Here is a 16,280-nt window from a genome sequence, read left to right on the forward strand (position 1 = left end):
AAAAACCTCATAATTTAGATTCAGAATCCTTTTTGGTAGCTTGGGTGTTTACAGAATTAGCTTCAGAATTTTTAGAGGCTAAAATTTCTTCTTTCTGTTTTTTAACAGCCCTATAATAAGCGGCTCTACTAAGCGGTTCATATTCTTGAGTCTCACCTAACATCACTAATTTTTCATTTCCTTTTTTACGAAAGCTAAAATGAGCTAAATTTCCTGTATGTGTGCAGACTGCGTGTACTTTTGTTACATATTCTGCCGTTGCCATAAGCGCAGGCATTGGTCCAAAAGGATTTCCTTTAAAGTCCATATCTAAACCTGCAACAATAACACGTATGCCTTGGTTAGCCAAATCGTTACAAACCGCTACAATTTCATCGTCAAAAAACTGTGCTTCATCAATACCTACTACATCCACATCATTCACCATTAAACGAATATTTGAAGCAACAGGCACTGGTGTAGAACGAATTCTACTATCATTATGAGAAACTACTTCTTCTTCCGCGTAGCGCGTATCAACCGCAGGTTTAAAAATTTCTACACGTTGTTTGGCAAACTGAGCACGTTTTAATCTTCTAATTAACTCTTCTGTTTTACCAGAAAACATAGATCCACAAATAACTTCTATCCAGCCAAATTGTTCTGTATGATTTACCGTATTTTCAAGAAACATTTTGTAATTTTAGGCGTTAAATGTATTTTAATTTGCGCTACTCAGAATTGTAACAAATTTAGGAATATTTACCATTTAAAAATAACTTCAATTAACAACTTATGCACAAAAAATTAGCATCCGATTTAATGAGCTTGGCACATAGTATTTTACAGATGAAAAATAAAGAAGATGTGTTGGCTTTATTAGAAAAATCAAAAGAAATACACGAAAAACTAGCAGTTTTAGCATTTGTTGACGAATATATTCGTACAACACCAACTACAGTAGAAACAAAAGAAGAATTGGTAAATAAGGTTGAAAATGCTTTTGAATTGAAGGAAGAGGAACTAGAAAAAGTATTAGAAACGAATAAAATAACGACGATACTTCCTCAAATAACAGAAGAAATTGTTCAAGTTGATAAAAAAGAGGTACCAGAACCACAAATTAATGATTTGCAAGAAGTTTTTGTAGCCCAAAAAGTAGAAGAACCACTTGTGAATACTGAAGTAAAAGTGGTGGAAAAAGAAAAAGTTGCAACGCTAGAAGATGAACTAAAAGATACGGTATCTGTAGATGTTATTGCTAATTTATTTGAAAATGCCAAACCAAAATCTTTGAATGATCAACTGCTTACAAACATTCAAATAGGTTTAAATGATAGAATAGTATTTGTAAAAAACTTATTTAATGGAAGCCAAGAAGATTATAACAGAGTGGTTTCTCAATTAAATACCTTCAAAAATGAACAAGAAGCTAAATATTTTATCAATAAAATGGTAAAGCCAGATTATAATTGGTCTGCCTATGAAGAATTAGAAAATCGTTTTATAGAAATAATAGAACGTAGATTTTCTTAAAAACATCTCATTATTTATACATAGAATTGTGTATTTACACACCATGTAATCAATCACATTCATTAAAATAGGTGCACAATTAAACAAATCAACCTATAACAACCAACTACTATTGAAACCTATTTTAATTCATACTCATTTTCATAAACGCAGAACTGGTGTAACCAGAAGTATAGAAAATGTTTTGCCCTTTTTTTCTGATACTTATGAAACTTATATTTACGGATATGGAATTCAGGGTAATTTAATTTCTACTTCTAAATTAAAATCTTATATTTTTTCTGATAAGAAAGTGGTGGTACATTGCCATAGAAATAATGAACTTTTAAAGATGCTCTTCTACCGTCTATTAGGCGCAAAATTTACATTGATTGCAACACGTCATGCAGAAACAGTACCTTCTAAATTAACCTTGTATTTGCTTAAAAAGGCAGATAAAGTAGTTACACTTATTAAAAGTATGAGTAGCAATTTAGGAATTAAAAATACAATTGTTGGTCATGGAGTTGATGTACAATTATTTAAACCAAATGAAAATAAAAAACTCTCTAACGTACTACAAGAAAACATTATTCTTTGTGCTGGTAGAGTAAGAAAAGCCAAAGGTCAGATTGTATTATTAGAAGCGGCCAAAACCCTAAAAAAACATAAAAACTGGGCAATAGTAATTGTTGGTAAAGTTGATAAGCCTGCATTTTTAGATGAGTTAAAAGCAATTGCCAAAAAGCATCAAATAGAAAAACAAGTGTATTTTGTAGATGAAACCTTAGATATAATATCTTATTATCAAGCTTCAAAAATTGCTATTGTACCTAGTTTCTCAGAAGGTTTTTCTCTAGTTACTGCAGAAGCCATGTCTTGCGGTTGTTCTGTAATTGCTACAAAAAATGTAGGTGTGCATTCTTCTTTAATTGATGATAATAAAAATGGTTATCTTTTTGAACCTGGTAATATAAAAGAACTAGAAACCCTTATCTCTAAATCTCTGAATAATGAAATTAAAAACTTAGGCATTATGGGAAGAAAAGAAATACTTAAAAATTGGAGTGCAGAAAAAGAAGCTAACAACTTGATAAAAGTGTATCAATCATAAAATAAAAAAACCTCAAAATGATTCATTTTGAGGTTTTTTTTTATAAATTTATCTTGTACTTAATCAGCTAATACAATAACTTTATTATCATTTAATTCAAGTGTACCTGAATTAATTGCTAAAGTTAATATTTTATCATCATCTATTGCTTTTACTAATTTACCATGTAAATCATTAAACTTTAAATGCTCTTGACTGTGCACATGAATTTTAATTGTTCCCTCTCTTAAAACAGAAACAATGGGTGCGTGATTATTCAACATTTGAAAATCCCCATTAATACCAGGTACAGTTATAGCATCTACTTCCGATGAAAATAATATAGCTTCTGGTGTTACAATTTCTAAAAACATATATTTTAGTTTTTAGTTGTTAGTTAAAGTTGATCGTAAACACTTACAACTTATAGCTAGCAACTGTTTAAGCTTCTACTAACATTTTTTCACCTGCATCAATAGCATCTTGTATAGATCCTCTTAAGTTAAAAGCAGCTTCTGGATATTTATCTAATTCACCATCCATAATCATATTAAATCCTTTAATAGTGTCTTTAATATCTACTAAAACTCCAGGTATACCTGTAAATTGTTCAGCAACATGGAAAGGTTGTGATAAGAAACGTTGTACACGTCTAGCTCTATGAACTACTAATTTATCTTCTTCTGAAAGTTCTTCCATTCCTAAAATGGCGATGATATCTTGTAATTCCTTATAACGTTGTAAAATTTCTTTTACCGCTGTAGCTGTATTATAATGCTCTTCTCCTAAAACTTCTGCAGATAAAATTCTTGAAGTAGAATCTAAAGGATCTACCGCAGGGTAAATACCTAATTCTGCAATTTTACGAGACAATACTGTTGTTGCATCTAAATGCGCAAACGTTGTTGCTGGCGCTGGATCCGTTAAATCATCCGCAGGTACATAAACCGCTTGTACAGATGTAATAGAACCTTTTTTAGTTGAAGTAATACGTTCTTGCATTGCTCCCATTTCAGTAGCCAAAGTTGGTTGATAACCTACCGCTGATGGCATACGTCCTAAAAGTGCTGACACTTCAGAACCTGCTTGTGTAAAACGGAAAATATTATCTACAAAGAAAAGTACATCTTTACCTTGTGCTTCTCCTGCTCCATCTCTAAAGTATTCTGCAATAGTTAAACCAGATAATGCAACACGTGCACGTGCTCCAGGTGGCTCATTCATTTGACCAAATACAAAAGTTGCTTTTGAATCTTTCATTCCAGGTTTATCTACTTTCGATAAATCCCATCCTCCTGCTTCCATAGAATGCATAAAATCATCACCGTATTTAATAATACCAGATTCTAACATTTCACGCAATAAATCATTTCCTTCACGAGTTCTTTCTCCAACTCCTGCAAAAACAGATAAACCTCCGTGTCCTTTAGCAATATTGTTAATTAATTCTTGAATTAATACTGTTTTACCAACTCCTGCACCACCAAATAATCCAATTTTACCACCTTTTGCATAAGGTTCAATTAAATCAATTACTTTAATACCTGTGAATAACACTTCTGTTGAAACAGATAAATCCTCAAATTTAGGAGCAGAACGGTGAATAGGTAAACCATCTTTTCCTTCTTTTTTCAAATTCCCTAAACCATCAATGGCATCTCCTGTTACGTTAAATAAACGTCCGTAAATGTCATTACCTATTGGCATTTGAATTGGATTTCCTGTAGCAATAACTTCTGTACCTCTACTTAATCCATCTGTAGCATCCATTGAAATGGTTCTTACAGTATCTTCACCAATATGTTGTTGTACTTCTAATACTAAAATTGAACCATCCGCTTTCTTAATTTCTAAAGAATCGTAAATTTTAGGAAGTTCATTTTCAGTATTGAATTCCACATCAATTACTGGACCAATGATTTGAGAAACTTTACCTTTTGTTGTAGACATGTTGTATCTAATTAAAGTGATTTATGTATTTAAGAGCTTAACTCCATTTTTCAGATTGCAAATGTAATTCTTTTGTATTTAAATAAAAACTTTTTTCCTTTAAAATACAAGAAATAAAAAAAGCCTCATCAAATAAATGATGAGGCTTATATTTATAGTTAAAGAAAATTATTATTTAACATTCTTTACTTCTACTCTTCTATTGTTCGCTTTACCCGCTCTAGTTGCGTTAGTATCAGCAGGAGAATCTTCTCCGAAACCTTTAGTAGACAATCTTGAAGCATCTATTCCGTTAGAAACAAAATATTTCATAACTGCTGCAGCTCTTCTGTTAGATAAACCTAAGTTATAAGCATTGGTTCCATCACTATCAGTATGACCATTAATTACGAAATCAGTAGCTGAATGTTTATTCATTAATTGAACCATATAGTTTAAGATTTTTGTAACTCCTGGTTTAAATGAACTTTTGTTAGTATTAAAGTAAATTGCTTCTGCAAAAATATCTAAAGTATCTTGAGCATTATCAGGACAACCATTATTTGATGCTGGACCTGCTTCTGTTTTACAATTATCATCTTTGTCTAATACACCGTCTCCGTCTATATCTGGCCAAGGACAACCTTTATTTCCAACTGCTCCTGCAACTTCAGGACAATTATCATCTTTATCAACTACACCGTCTCCATCAGTATCAGGACAACCTTTATTTGCTTTTGTTCCTTTAATATTAGGACACATATCATCTTTATCAGCAACACCGTCTGCGTCTGCATCAGGACAACCGTTTAAAGCAGCTAAACCAGCAACATTAGGACAAGCATCGTCAGAATCTTTAATTCCATCACCATCAGAATCTGGACATCCGTCAAATTCTTTTACACCTGGTACTTGAGGACATTTATCTTCTTTATCAAAAATACCATCTCCGTCTGAATCAGTTCCACCAAATTTAACTACTAAACCAAGAGAATGTTGAAATACATCTCTAGCAGTATGATCAATACCGTATTTATAAGTAGATTGGAAATTTAAACCTAAGTTGTCATTGAACCAAGTATTAAATCCGTAACCTCCTACGATAACACCATCCATAGTCTCATCAATTGACTGCAAAGCTCCACCTAATAAAACATAAGGATCAAACCATCCTGTTTCTCCAAACAAATGATTTAAATCATATTTTACAGAAGCATCCGCTGCCCAATATAAGAAATCTGTTTTAGGATCTCCATTTTGATAATTAAAACCTCTTTCTATTTTATTTAAAGACCCAGCCAACTGTAAAGAAAAACCTTTGTTCAAATATTTATCTACGGATATTCGAGAAATAGAAGGAATAAAGTTTAAGTCTTCCCAATTACTTCCATTACTATAATCCTTAAGAATATCCCCAAAGCCTAAAGGAGTTCTTACGTCAACAACGTTAACACCAAAACCTACTACCCAAGGGTTATTTTCATCTTGTGCGCTTACGTTACTAACTGTTACCAACGTAAACAAAGCTATCACAGCTAATTTTAATCGTTTCATTATCAAATTTTTAAATTAAAAGTTCGTTATTATTAAAGGCAAAAGTAAGTTGTTAAAACTTATTTACAAAGACAAATCTACAAAATCTTACAATAATTACAAGTTTTTTTTAAATCTAAATAATAAATACAATTATTATAACTCCTTTTGTAAGCTTATTTGTTTAAAATTCTTCAACTAAAATTGAGTCATTAATATATATCAATATTTTTTTATTTGCTTTTAAATTCATTGTATTTAATACTTGTTCATATTTTAAAAGCTGTTTTTTATGACTTTTAGAAGGGTTTCCTGTCTTATAATCGATAATTACAACTTCATTTTTATTATGAAATACAAGCCTATCTGGTATTATAATTTGATTATCAACCGAAATAATTTCCCTTTCATTAAAAACAACAACATTATCTGTGTAATATTTTTTTAATCTCGGGTGATTTACAACCTCTAAGATACTTTTCATTAAAAAAGTAGCTTGTATATCATCTAAAATTCCTTGTTGATGATAAACTGAAACCACATTTTTTACGTCTTTTGATGTAATGATTTTTGCAAAAATTTCATGCAATAAATTCCCGTAATCGATAGCCTCGCCTTGTGAAGTATTCCAAAGCTTTGATGCACTTGCCAAAAAAACGATATTGTGTTCTTGTAAATAGGTAGAAATAAATTTATCATGAATTTCAGCTAAATTCTCTTCTTCTTTTTTAGTACTTATTCTCTGTTCATTACCAAAAACATATTCTAATTGTTCGTCATTCCACAAATTTTGTTCTTTTAAAAAATTGATAAAAACACCCGAGTAAAAATTAGTATTTTCTTCTCCTTTAGAGGAAATTTTATATTCTGTAATAATATGCAATTGCTCAACAGCTCTAGTTAAAGTAACATATAATAAATTAAAATTATCCAACTCCAACTCTTCTCTTTGTTGATTATAAATCTCTAATCCTTTATCACTTACAAGACTTAAACTTTTACTATAATCTACTAACAACTCTTTAAAACCTTCGTAAGCTACTGGTAATTCATTCAACCAAGATTTTGGTTTTATTTGTCTATAAATTTCTACATCATACGGAAAAATAACAACCGGAAATTCCAATCCTTTTGATTTATGAATGGTCATAATCTGAACAGCATTTGCACTTTCTGGAGCAACAATACTTAATTTATCTTTTTTAAGCTCCCAAAATTCTAAAAACGCTCCAATATCTGTCCCTTTTCTTTGCTGCTCTAAGACAACGTCTAAGAAAAACTGAACATACGCATCAGAAGAATTTACCAAGCTAAATCCTCTTATAATTTCTTCTATTTTTTCATAAAAAGGTAATTGATGAAATGTGGAAGTTTCAAACAAAACTCCATACACCTTTAAAGCCTCAAAAATACTTGCATTGTCTGCCTTTGCAAACTGATGTAAAAAAATATGTTTTGCATCTTCTATTTGTAAATGTTGATGTAAAAAATACAACATTTCAAATCTAGTTTCCTCATCACTTGGATTTTGTAAAACCCTTAAAACATCAACAATAAAGGTAACCTTTGCACTATTTTGCAACAGCAATGTTTCAGATGAAATAATAGCTATTCCATTTTCTGAAAGAAAATTTGCAAGCGCAATTCCATCTTTTCTTTTTCTGGTTAACACACAAATTTCGCTTAAAGAAAAACTATTATTTAATGCTAGAATTTTCTCCAAAACTTTCTGTGGAAATTTCACTTTCTCAAGTTCTTTATCTTCATTTTTATCAAGAAAACTTAGTGAAACTAAACCGCCTTTTTTTGAATTTTCTAATTGTTTATTTCCCTCTAAAAATAACTTTTTATAAGCTTCATTTTGAAGAAAATTTGATGCATGTTGAAAAAATAAATTATTGAAATTTATAATCTCAGAATAACTTCTGTAATTAGTGTCTAAATCTTTAATTTCCTTTTTTACATGAAACGGATTTTTCTGAGCAGCACCTAAATCTATAAACTGTTCTGCTTTTCCTCCTCTCCATCTATAAATAGCTTGTTTTCCATCGCCAACCAATAACAAATTACCGTTTTCTTGTGCTAATGCATTGTCTATTAACGGAATTAAATTTTGCCACTGCAACACAGAAGTATCCTGCATTTCATCTATAAAATAATGCTGAAAACGTTGTCCTATTTTTTCATAAATAAAGGGTGCCGGCTGGTCTTTTATATTGTCAGAAATAAGTTGATTAAATTCTGCATTTAATCGTATATTATTCTCTTCTTTTATAGATTCTAATTCAGAATTAATATTATTTAAAACTGCTAATGGAATAATACTTTTAAGGGCAATTTTATTTAACAAATACAAGGAATATGACGTATTGTACAATTCTTTAGATTGATAATAAAAGGCATGAAATTCTTCTGACAAACCGTCTATTATTCCTTTGGATGTAGCTGGAGTTTTTGCAGAATACAAGTTTTTTCCGCCCTCGATATTGTTATTTAATCGTCCTTCAAATTTTAAATCATCACTCTTTAAATGTCTTAAATTCTTATGTTTTTGAAAGTGCTTCGGATAGTCTCCAAAGCTAAAATCAGTTACAGAAAGTCCATTGTTTTCAATAAAGTCTAAAACTTCTGTTCCAAATTCCTCGTAATCTTTTTCTATTTGAATATTTATTTTTTGAAGTTTGTTTTTTAACTCAAAAAAATCATCTAGTTTTTTATCGGCTAGACTTCTAAAATGTTGTACATCATCTTCATTCAATAAAATTTTTGCAAAATCATTTAAATCTCTAGAAATATCCCAAGATTTATCATCATCAGTTTTATCTAAGGAATAGTCAATAAGAAGATTGGTTAGTTTTTTATCTGTTCCTATTTTAGAAATTAATACATCTACAGCTTCATTCAACAAGGAAACAGCATCCATTTCTACCTCAAAATTAAGAGACAAGCCCAAATCGAACGCAAAACTTTTAATAATTTTATGAGTAAAACTATCTATAGTAGTAATTGAAAAAGCAGAATAGTTTTGCAAAATAGCATCAAAAATTTTCTTACTTCTCTCCTGAATTACCGCTTTATCAACTTTAATTTCATTGATAATTATTTTGAATAAATCATTTTCTTTTCCTTCAGAGAAATCTTCTAAATTAGACAATACACGCTCTTTCATTTCACCAGCGGCTTTGTTGGTAAACGTAATTGCCAATATTTTCTGAAACGTAAAAATATCTTCAGAAAGTAATAAAACTTTTAGGTATTCTTTTACAAGAGTAAACGTTTTTCCGCTTCCGGCAGAAGCATTGTAAACCTGAAAAGGTACTAGTGATGGTTGTTGCACAATTTATTTTACTGCAAAATACAAAATTCAGTATTTAAATTTGATTTAAAATTTAGTTTATTTTTTAACAATTAACTTAAAATTCTCCAGATTTGCGCTACTAAAAACGTAATTATAAAACCAGCAATTACAGGCAACATAGTTGCTATTACCGTCCATTTGCTGCTTTTTGTTTCTTTATAAATTGTATAGATTGTTGTGCTACAAGGATTGTGTAACAAACTAAACAACATTACATTAACAGCCGTTAAGAGCGTCCAGCCACCACCTTTTAATATATCTCCGGTTGCCGTTACGGAATCCAATTCAAACATAACTCCCGCTCCTGCACCACCAGCCGCACCAGTTACCATTACAGTAAGCATCAATATAGACGGAATTACAATTTCATTTGCAGGAATTGCCACAATATACGCTAACAAAATAACGCCATTTAAACCTAATAAGAATCCAAATCCATCTAAAGAATGAATTAAAAACACAGCAATGCTTTCATCTCCTATAAAAATATTAGAAATTAACCATATTACAGCTCCTGCTGGGGCAGCAAAAACAATGGCTCTCCATAAAACAATTAAGGTTCTATCTATTAAAGATGTATAAATAGTTTTCCAAAACAAGGGTGTTCTATAAGGAGGAAGTTCTAAATTAAAAGTAGAAACTTCTCCTTTTAATACCGTTTTAGACAATGCCCAAGAAAAGAAAAACATAAAAAATATTCCTAAGACTGCAATTCCTACCACGGCAACCAATGAAATTAAACTTGAGTATGTTGAAGGCACCACGGCTCCAATAAAAATTGTTGCCAATAAAATTTGTGTTGGCCAACGACCATTACACAGCGAAAAATTATTAGTAATAATTGCAATTAAACGTTCCCTTGGACTGTCTATTATTCTAGTAGCCACCACACCTGCGGCATTGCAACCAAAACCCATAGTCATGGTTAAAGCCTGTTTACCATGCGCGCCAGATTTTTTAAAAAGCGCATCCATATTAAAAGCCACTCTAGGTAAATAACCAAAATCTTCTAACAATGTAAATAACGGAAAAAAGATTGCCATTGGCGGCAACATTACCGCAATTACCCAAGCAACAGCCAAATACACACCATCTATTAAAAACCCAGCCAACCACCACGGAAAACTGAGTAGTGATGCTCCTTCTTTTAATAATGGGTGAATAGTATCTAACAATAAACTAGCCAACATTGATGACGGATAATTTGCTCCAATAATAGTTAACCAAAGCACCAAACCTAATAGTAAAAGCATAATTGGAAAACCCCAAATTTTACTTGTTACTACTTGATCTATTTTTGCATTTAAATAAAAAGCTCCTTTTTTATTGTTTTTTACAACCGTTTTTTCAACAATTTTAGATGCATCAGCATAAATTGCTTCCGTTAAATTATCATGAAAATCATCACCAATTTGCCAACGTAATTCGTTAGATAATTCTATAATTTTATCAATATTTTTTGTTTTCATTTGTTAAAAATTATATAAAATCACCCGTTTTTAAAGCTTCTAAAATATGCGCATCTCCTTCCAATACTCTAAATGCCAACCACCTGCTATTGGAAACATTCGGATACTCTTCCCTTATAGCAATACTTAATTTATGCACTGCATCTTCTACATGTTTTGGAATGCTTTTTATTTTATAGGGTTTGCAAACAATTTTCCCGTTTGCCAAATCACTAATGGTGGCTATTAATTCTGGAATTCCTTCTTTAGACCTTGCACTTGTTGGCACTACAGGAATCCCCAATTCTCTAGACAAACTTCTATAATCTATGGTTATATTATTTTTTTTTGCCTCATCCATTAAATTTAAACACAAAATGGCATTGGAAGAAATTTCTAAAATTTGCAATACCAAATTTAAATTACGTTCTAACCTACTGGCATCAACAACTATTACCGTTAATGTTGGTTTCCCAAAAAGAATAAAATTTCTAGCAACCTCCTCATCTTCAGACCTAGACATTAAAGAATACGTACCTGGTAAATCTATTAATTTAAATTTTTGTTGTTGATATTCAAATGCTCCTTCTGCTCTTGTTACCGTTTTTCCCGGCCAATTACCTGTATGTTGTCTTAAACCTGTTAACGCATTAAAAACAGTACTTTTTCCAGTATTTGGATTTCCGGCTAATGCAATTACAAAGTCTACATTTTCAGTATCTACCCCTAATTTTTTAACTCCTTCTAAAGTATGATGTGCACACGTATCACAAGCAGATTTTGTTGCTGTTTTCATTTTTTTTATACTTTGGTAATTAAAATTTTAACCGCCTGATCTTTTCTCAAAGCAATGGCTGTTCCTTTAATTAAAAATGCTTTTGGATCACCTAACGGATTTAACAAATCGATACTAACCGTTGCTCCTTTTACAAAACCTAAATCTAATAATCTTCTTCTATTTTCTCCCCTGCACTCTTTAGAAACACCAATAATGAGGGCCTTTTGTTTATTTTCTAAATTAGATAAACGAAGGGTGTCTTTTTCTATGACATCGGCTTTATCCAAAGAAATAACAGTAATATTTTTTGCCACTATTGGAGACAATACAAATTGCTCTCCTTCCGATTCAAAAACAATTCGATTTTCACTAATCTCTTTCATATACACTTGAGAATGTAGATGAATATGTTTCTCTAAAATTTGCTTATAAATACTTGTAGGCTCATCTTCTATATGAATAATTTTTCCGAAATTTAAAATAGGTAAATCTGAAAGCAATACTCCTTTCTTTTCTGGAATTTTACCAGTCTTTGTAGGAATTGGATCTCCATGCGGATCATACCTTGGGTTTCCTAAAAGCGTAGATAAATCTTCTACTTCTACACTAGAAAGTTCATGTTCTTTTCGTTCTGCTCTGCTGTGCCATTCTGTTTTGTGAAAACCTGTTTTTTCTGATAAATATTTTTCCCATAAACGATGTGCCCTCACAATTCTTAACGCATATTCATCGCCATCTTTGGTTAATGAAAAAAGCTCATTCTGTTTCTTTATCAACCTAGTTTCTAACATTGTATCAATACTTTCTTTTAATAAACTATGACTAAAATCTAGCTCATTAAAAATGGTGTTTATTGATGTCTTAGGGTCGTGATACAGCAATTTTAAAATATCTTCTATAGCTGTTTTTTCTGTTTCTTTTCGGGCTTTAATATATTTAAAAAAAAGTCCTTTTTTAGGATTAAAAATAAAAAACAGCAATATAACCACACCAATAAATACCAAAAGTGCTACTATAGGATTGTAAGTGTTCATCTTTTTTGAATGTATAAATTATTCGCTATTTTATTTGAAATTGACAGCTTCCGATCTTCAATTAAAATTGATAAGGAATTATCAAAATCTTCTTTTTCTAAAACCGTAACTTTTTTACCCAGCGTGATGCCTTTTTTATCCAAGAATTTTAAAAAATCTGACGAAGAATCCTCTACACCTACGCAAATTCCACCTTCATTTTTTGATAAGGTTGATAATAAGTTTTTTTCAATTGTTTTTAAATTTCCTTCTTTATCTGGAATAGGATCTCCATGAGGATCATGGGTTGGAAAACCCAAAAAAGCATCTATTTGATCTACTAATTTTGACGATTTTATGTGCTCTAATTGTTCAGCAACATCATGTACTTCATCCCAAGAAAAATTTAACTTCTCTACTAAAAAAACCTCCCACAACCTATGTTTCCTTACAATGTTTGCGGCTATTTTCTTTCCTAAATTGGTTAATTTAACTCCTTTATACTTTTTATACACAACAACTTCTTTTTCAGATAATTTCTTAATCATATCTGTAACAGAAGAAGCTTTTGTTTCTAATTTTTTCGCAATTGCATTTGTACTAATACCTTTATCAGCATCTAACTCTAAATGATAAATTGCCTTTAAATAATTTTCTTCAGAAAGTGTAAACATTTACAAATTTTATACTACAAAGATATACTTTTTAATTTTAATAAATATATTTTTAGACAAGTCTAAAAATTAAATTACATTTGTCAAAAATAAAATTTAACAACATTAAAAAAACAAACATTGAAATTAACTATTACTTTTGTAATTTTATTATTTTCTGTCACATTAAATAGTCAAACTATTACAGGAAAAATAACATCAACTAAAGGAGAAGTACTACCTTTTGCTTCCATTTTAATTAAAGGAACACAAATAGGAACAACCGCTGATGAAAATGGCTTTTACCAATTAAACAGTAAGGAAAGTAACGTTATTTTAATTGCATCATTTACGGGGTTTGTATCCGAAAGAAAAATTACTTCAGTACTAGCATCCGAAGAAAATACTATTAATTTTGAATTAAAAGAACAAGCTGAAATATTAGATCAAATTACAGTAACAGGTACTAGAACCAACAAAAGAAGAACCAATAGTGCCGTAATTGTAAACGTAATTAATAGCGCAACATTAGACAATGTACAAGCGTGTAATTTATCTGAAGGATTAAAATTTCAAACAGGATTGCGCGTAGAAACCGACTGCCAAACCTGTAATTATACACAATTAAGAATGAACGGATTAGCAGGAGGATATTCTCAAATATTAATTAACGGACGCCCAATTTTTAGCCCTTTAACAGGTTTGTATGGCTTAGAACAAATACCAACAAACATGATTGATAGAATTGAAGTTGTACGCGGTGGAGGCTCTGCTTTGTACGGATCTAGCGCCGTTGGCGGAACCGTAAATGTAATTACCAAAATTCCTACTAAAAACAACTATTCAATTGGTTATACTTATCAAAATATAAAAGGAATAAATGATCATATTATCACCGGAAACGCAACGGTAGTTAACGAAGACCAAAATGCCGGAGCATCTTTTTTTATCAACAACAGAACAAGAGATTTGTATGATGCCAATGGCGATAATTTCTCGGAATTACCGCAATTAAAAAATAATTCTTTCGGAACTAACATTTTCTTTTTACCAACTGATACTCAAAAATTAGAAATCAATTTTAGTAAAATGAACGAATACCGTTACGGTGGAGAAATGATTAAAACGGCTCCGCATTTTGCCATGCAATCTGAAGAACGCACGCATGATGTGTATGTTGGTAATGTAGATTATCAAATTAATTTTAATGATGATAAAAGTTCATTAATTACTTATTTTGCTACGCAATACACAGGCAGAGATCATTATACGGGTATTCGTCCGGATATTGATTCTGCAGAAGACAGCGCTCATTTAGCAAACCCTCCTTACGGAACTTCTGAAACCACAACCTTACAAGGAGGAATTCAATACAATCATAAATTTGACCAATTTTTAAACGGAAACAATGTTTTTACCATTGGATCTGAATTTGTACAAGATGATGTTTATGATGAGATTACAGCCTATTCTTACAAAGTAGATCAATTAACAAAAAATTACGGATTCTTTTTTCAGAGTGATTGGGAAATCACCGAGAAAATAAATATTTTAACTGGCGTTAGATTAGACAAGCACAATTTTGTAGACGGAATTATTGCAAGTCCTAGAATTTCATTTTTAGCAAAACCGTTTGAAAATGCCCAAATTAGAGCAACTTACGGAACAGGTTTTAGAGCTCCACAGGCTTTTGACACTGATTTACATATAGCTTTTGCAGGTGGTGGTATCTCTAGAATTTCATTGGCAGACAATTTAAAAGAAGAACGTTCTAAAAGTTATAACATCTCTTTTAATTATGACAAACCTACAGAACATTATATTTATGGTTTTACTGTTGAAAGTTTTTACACGCATTTAAACGATGCTTTTACACAGGTAAATATAGGAAACGATGCATTTGGCGAATTGTTCGAAAAACAAAATGGAGATGGCGCAACGGTAAAAGGAATTACTTTAGAAACCCGGTTAAATTACGATGGTAATTTTCAACTAGATGCAGGTTTTACTTTTCAATCTAGCAAATTTGATACAGCTGTAAAAAATTCTGATGTATTACCTTCTAAAAAAGAGTTTTTAAGAACTCCTAATAATTATGGGTACGCAACAGCAACGTACACGCCAAATCAAAAATTTAAAACATCTATAAACCTTGTGTACACCGGTAAAATGGATATTCTTCATGTAGCTTCACCACAAAACCTAATTACAGATGAATACTTTACTTCTCCTACTTTTACAGAAGTTGGTTTTAAAACTAGCTACACCTTTAGTTTACAAAAATTAGATACCAATTTAGAAGTATTTGCAGGCGCCAAGAACCTTTTTGATGCCTATCAATCTCATTTTGACATAGGAAAAGAAAGGGATAGTAATTTTATTTACGGCCCTGCAACACCAAGAACTATGTTTATTGGTTTAAAATTCGGAAATTAGTGCTTATCATTCCAAAGTCTTGGTCGCATAGATCTCGCTTTAAAACTATACACCAACCCACCCGAAAAATAAGCATGAGATCTTTGACTTTCATAAGTATTCAAAGAGATCTTGTATCTAGACTGAACAGTTAAGCCATATTGTTCAGAAAACCATAATGTTATACCAGCACCAATGTCAATTGTTGGCGTTGGTCTTAGCGCATTAATAATACTACCACCAAGCATAAAATAGGGAACAATATTGTCCATAGACATTCCAAAATCATACCTAATTGCACCATCAATACTTGTATATTTTTGACTATCTCCAAGAGCTGTTGCAAAACCAGCATTAAAAGTTATGTTAGAAAACATATATCTAGACAGCGTTATTCTTGGGGTTTGAAAAACATATTTTCCACCAACAAAATCTTTATCAGCTTCTGAATAAATCCCCATTGCAGCATGAATACCCGCGGTCCACTTTTGTTCAAAATTTTGTCCCTGCAAAGTGGCTATAAAAAACAGGAAAACTATAGGTAAAAAAGCAATTTTTTTTCTCAT

At 31.2% G+C, this 16,280-nt stretch carries 11 protein-coding genes and 1 pseudogene; 3 read left to right on the forward strand and 9 right to left on the reverse strand.

The genetic code is table 11. From position 1 onward, the window contains the following. Positions 1-7: 7 nt before the first annotated feature. Positions 8-673, reverse strand: a complete 666-nt coding sequence (locus ACSHW5_RS05065; RefSeq protein WP_435675022.1) for a thymidine kinase — start codon at positions 671-673, stop codon at positions 8-10. Positions 674-774: 101 nt separating this feature from the next. Between ACSHW5_RS05065 and ACSHW5_RS05070 the strand changes: the two genes are divergently transcribed. After that, a complete protein-coding gene (locus ACSHW5_RS05070; protein ID WP_435675023.1) occupies positions 775-1,515 on the forward strand; it encodes a hypothetical protein in 741 nt (246 codons plus the stop codon). Positions 1,516-1,627: 112 nt separating this feature from the next. Continuing rightward, positions 1,628-2,608: a glycosyltransferase family 4 protein gene (locus ACSHW5_RS05075; protein WP_435675024.1), complete on the forward strand. Its 981-nt coding sequence runs from the start codon at positions 1,628-1,630 to the stop codon at positions 2,606-2,608. Positions 2,609-2,667: 59 nt separating this feature from the next. Here the strand turns inward: ACSHW5_RS05075 and ACSHW5_RS05080 are convergent, their stop codons facing one another. From ACSHW5_RS05080 to ACSHW5_RS05110, 7 genes and pseudogenes are all read right to left on the reverse strand, one after another. Then, the gene (locus ACSHW5_RS05080) at positions 2,668-2,961 is read right to left on the reverse strand and encodes a FoF1 ATP synthase subunit delta/epsilon (RefSeq protein WP_435675025.1); all 294 of its coding nucleotides are present in this window, start codon (positions 2,959-2,961) and stop codon (positions 2,668-2,670) included. A 67-nt stretch (positions 2,962-3,028) separates the two neighbouring features. Beyond that, positions 3,029-4,537 carry a F0F1 ATP synthase subunit beta gene (gene atpD, locus ACSHW5_RS05085; protein WP_435675026.1) on the reverse strand — a complete coding sequence of 503 codons (1,509 nt, stop codon included), beginning with the start codon at positions 4,535-4,537 and terminating at the stop codon, positions 3,029-3,031. Positions 4,538-4,708: 171 nt separating this feature from the next. Beyond that, positions 4,709-6,070, reverse strand: coding sequence for an OmpA family protein (locus ACSHW5_RS05090; protein WP_435675027.1), 1,362 nt, complete (start codon positions 6,068-6,070; stop codon positions 4,709-4,711). Between the two features lie 163 nt (positions 6,071-6,233). Continuing rightward, positions 6,234-9,386 carry a UvrD-helicase domain-containing protein gene (locus tag ACSHW5_RS05095; RefSeq protein ID WP_435675028.1) on the reverse strand — a complete coding sequence of 1,051 codons (3,153 nt, stop codon included), beginning with the start codon at positions 9,384-9,386 and terminating at the stop codon, positions 6,234-6,236. A gap of 71 nt (positions 9,387-9,457) precedes the next feature. Continuing rightward, positions 9,458-11,651 (reverse strand): annotated as a pseudogene (gene feoB, locus ACSHW5_RS05100) (ferrous iron transport protein B). A 5-nt stretch (positions 11,652-11,656) separates the two neighbouring features. Further along, positions 11,657-12,667, reverse strand: a complete 1,011-nt coding sequence (locus ACSHW5_RS05105) for a metal-dependent transcriptional regulator (protein ID WP_435675029.1) — start codon at positions 12,665-12,667, stop codon at positions 11,657-11,659. Then, a complete protein-coding gene (locus ACSHW5_RS05110; RefSeq protein ID WP_435675030.1) occupies positions 12,664-13,320 on the reverse strand; it encodes a metal-dependent transcriptional regulator in 657 nt (218 codons plus the stop codon). Before ACSHW5_RS05110 ends, ACSHW5_RS05105 begins: the two co-directional genes overlap by 4 nt. 120 nt (positions 13,321-13,440) lie before the next feature. Here ACSHW5_RS05110 and ACSHW5_RS05115 point away from each other — a divergent pair, with 120 nt between their 5' ends. Then, positions 13,441-15,735, forward strand: coding sequence for a TonB-dependent receptor (locus tag ACSHW5_RS05115; protein WP_435675031.1), 2,295 nt, complete (start codon positions 13,441-13,443; stop codon positions 15,733-15,735). On the opposite strand, the gene ACSHW5_RS05120 is transcribed toward ACSHW5_RS05115, so the two are convergent. Then, the gene (locus tag ACSHW5_RS05120) at positions 15,732-16,280 is read right to left on the reverse strand and encodes a hypothetical protein (RefSeq protein ID WP_435675032.1); all 549 of its coding nucleotides are present in this window, start codon (positions 16,278-16,280) and stop codon (positions 15,732-15,734) included. The two genes, ACSHW5_RS05115 and ACSHW5_RS05120, sit on opposite strands and share 4 nt — an antisense overlap.

The sequence above is a fragment of the Polaribacter sp. genome (assembly GCF_051251875.1).
GTDB lineage: Bacteria > Bacteroidota > Bacteroidia > Flavobacteriales > Flavobacteriaceae > Polaribacter.

Bases quoted from the DNA above. Each gene is read 5' to 3' on its own strand.
- ACSHW5_RS05065 (WP_435675022.1), bottom strand. From the start codon at position 673: ATGTTTCTTGAAAATACGGTAAATCATACAGAACAATTTGGCTGGATA.
- ACSHW5_RS05070 (WP_435675023.1), top strand. From the start codon at position 775: ATGCACAAAAAATTAGCATCCGATTTAATGAGCTTGGCACATAGTATT.
- ACSHW5_RS05080 (WP_435675025.1), bottom strand. From the start codon at position 2,961: ATGTTTTTAGAAATTGTAACACCAGAAGCTATATTATTTTCATCGGAA.
- atpD (WP_435675026.1), bottom strand. From the start codon at position 4,537: ATGTCTACAACAAAAGGTAAAGTTTCTCAAATCATTGGTCCAGTAATT.
- ACSHW5_RS05090 (WP_435675027.1), bottom strand. From the start codon at position 6,070: ATGAAACGATTAAAATTAGCTGTGATAGCTTTGTTTACGTTGGTAACA.
- ACSHW5_RS05105 (WP_435675029.1), bottom strand. From the start codon at position 12,667: ATGAACACTTACAATCCTATAGTAGCACTTTTGGTATTTATTGGTGTG.
- ACSHW5_RS05110 (WP_435675030.1), bottom strand. From the start codon at position 13,320: ATGTTTACACTTTCTGAAGAAAATTATTTAAAGGCAATTTATCATTTA.
- ACSHW5_RS05120 (WP_435675032.1), bottom strand. From the start codon at position 16,280: ATGAGAAAAAAAATTGCTTTTTTACCTATAGTTTTCCTGTTTTTTATA.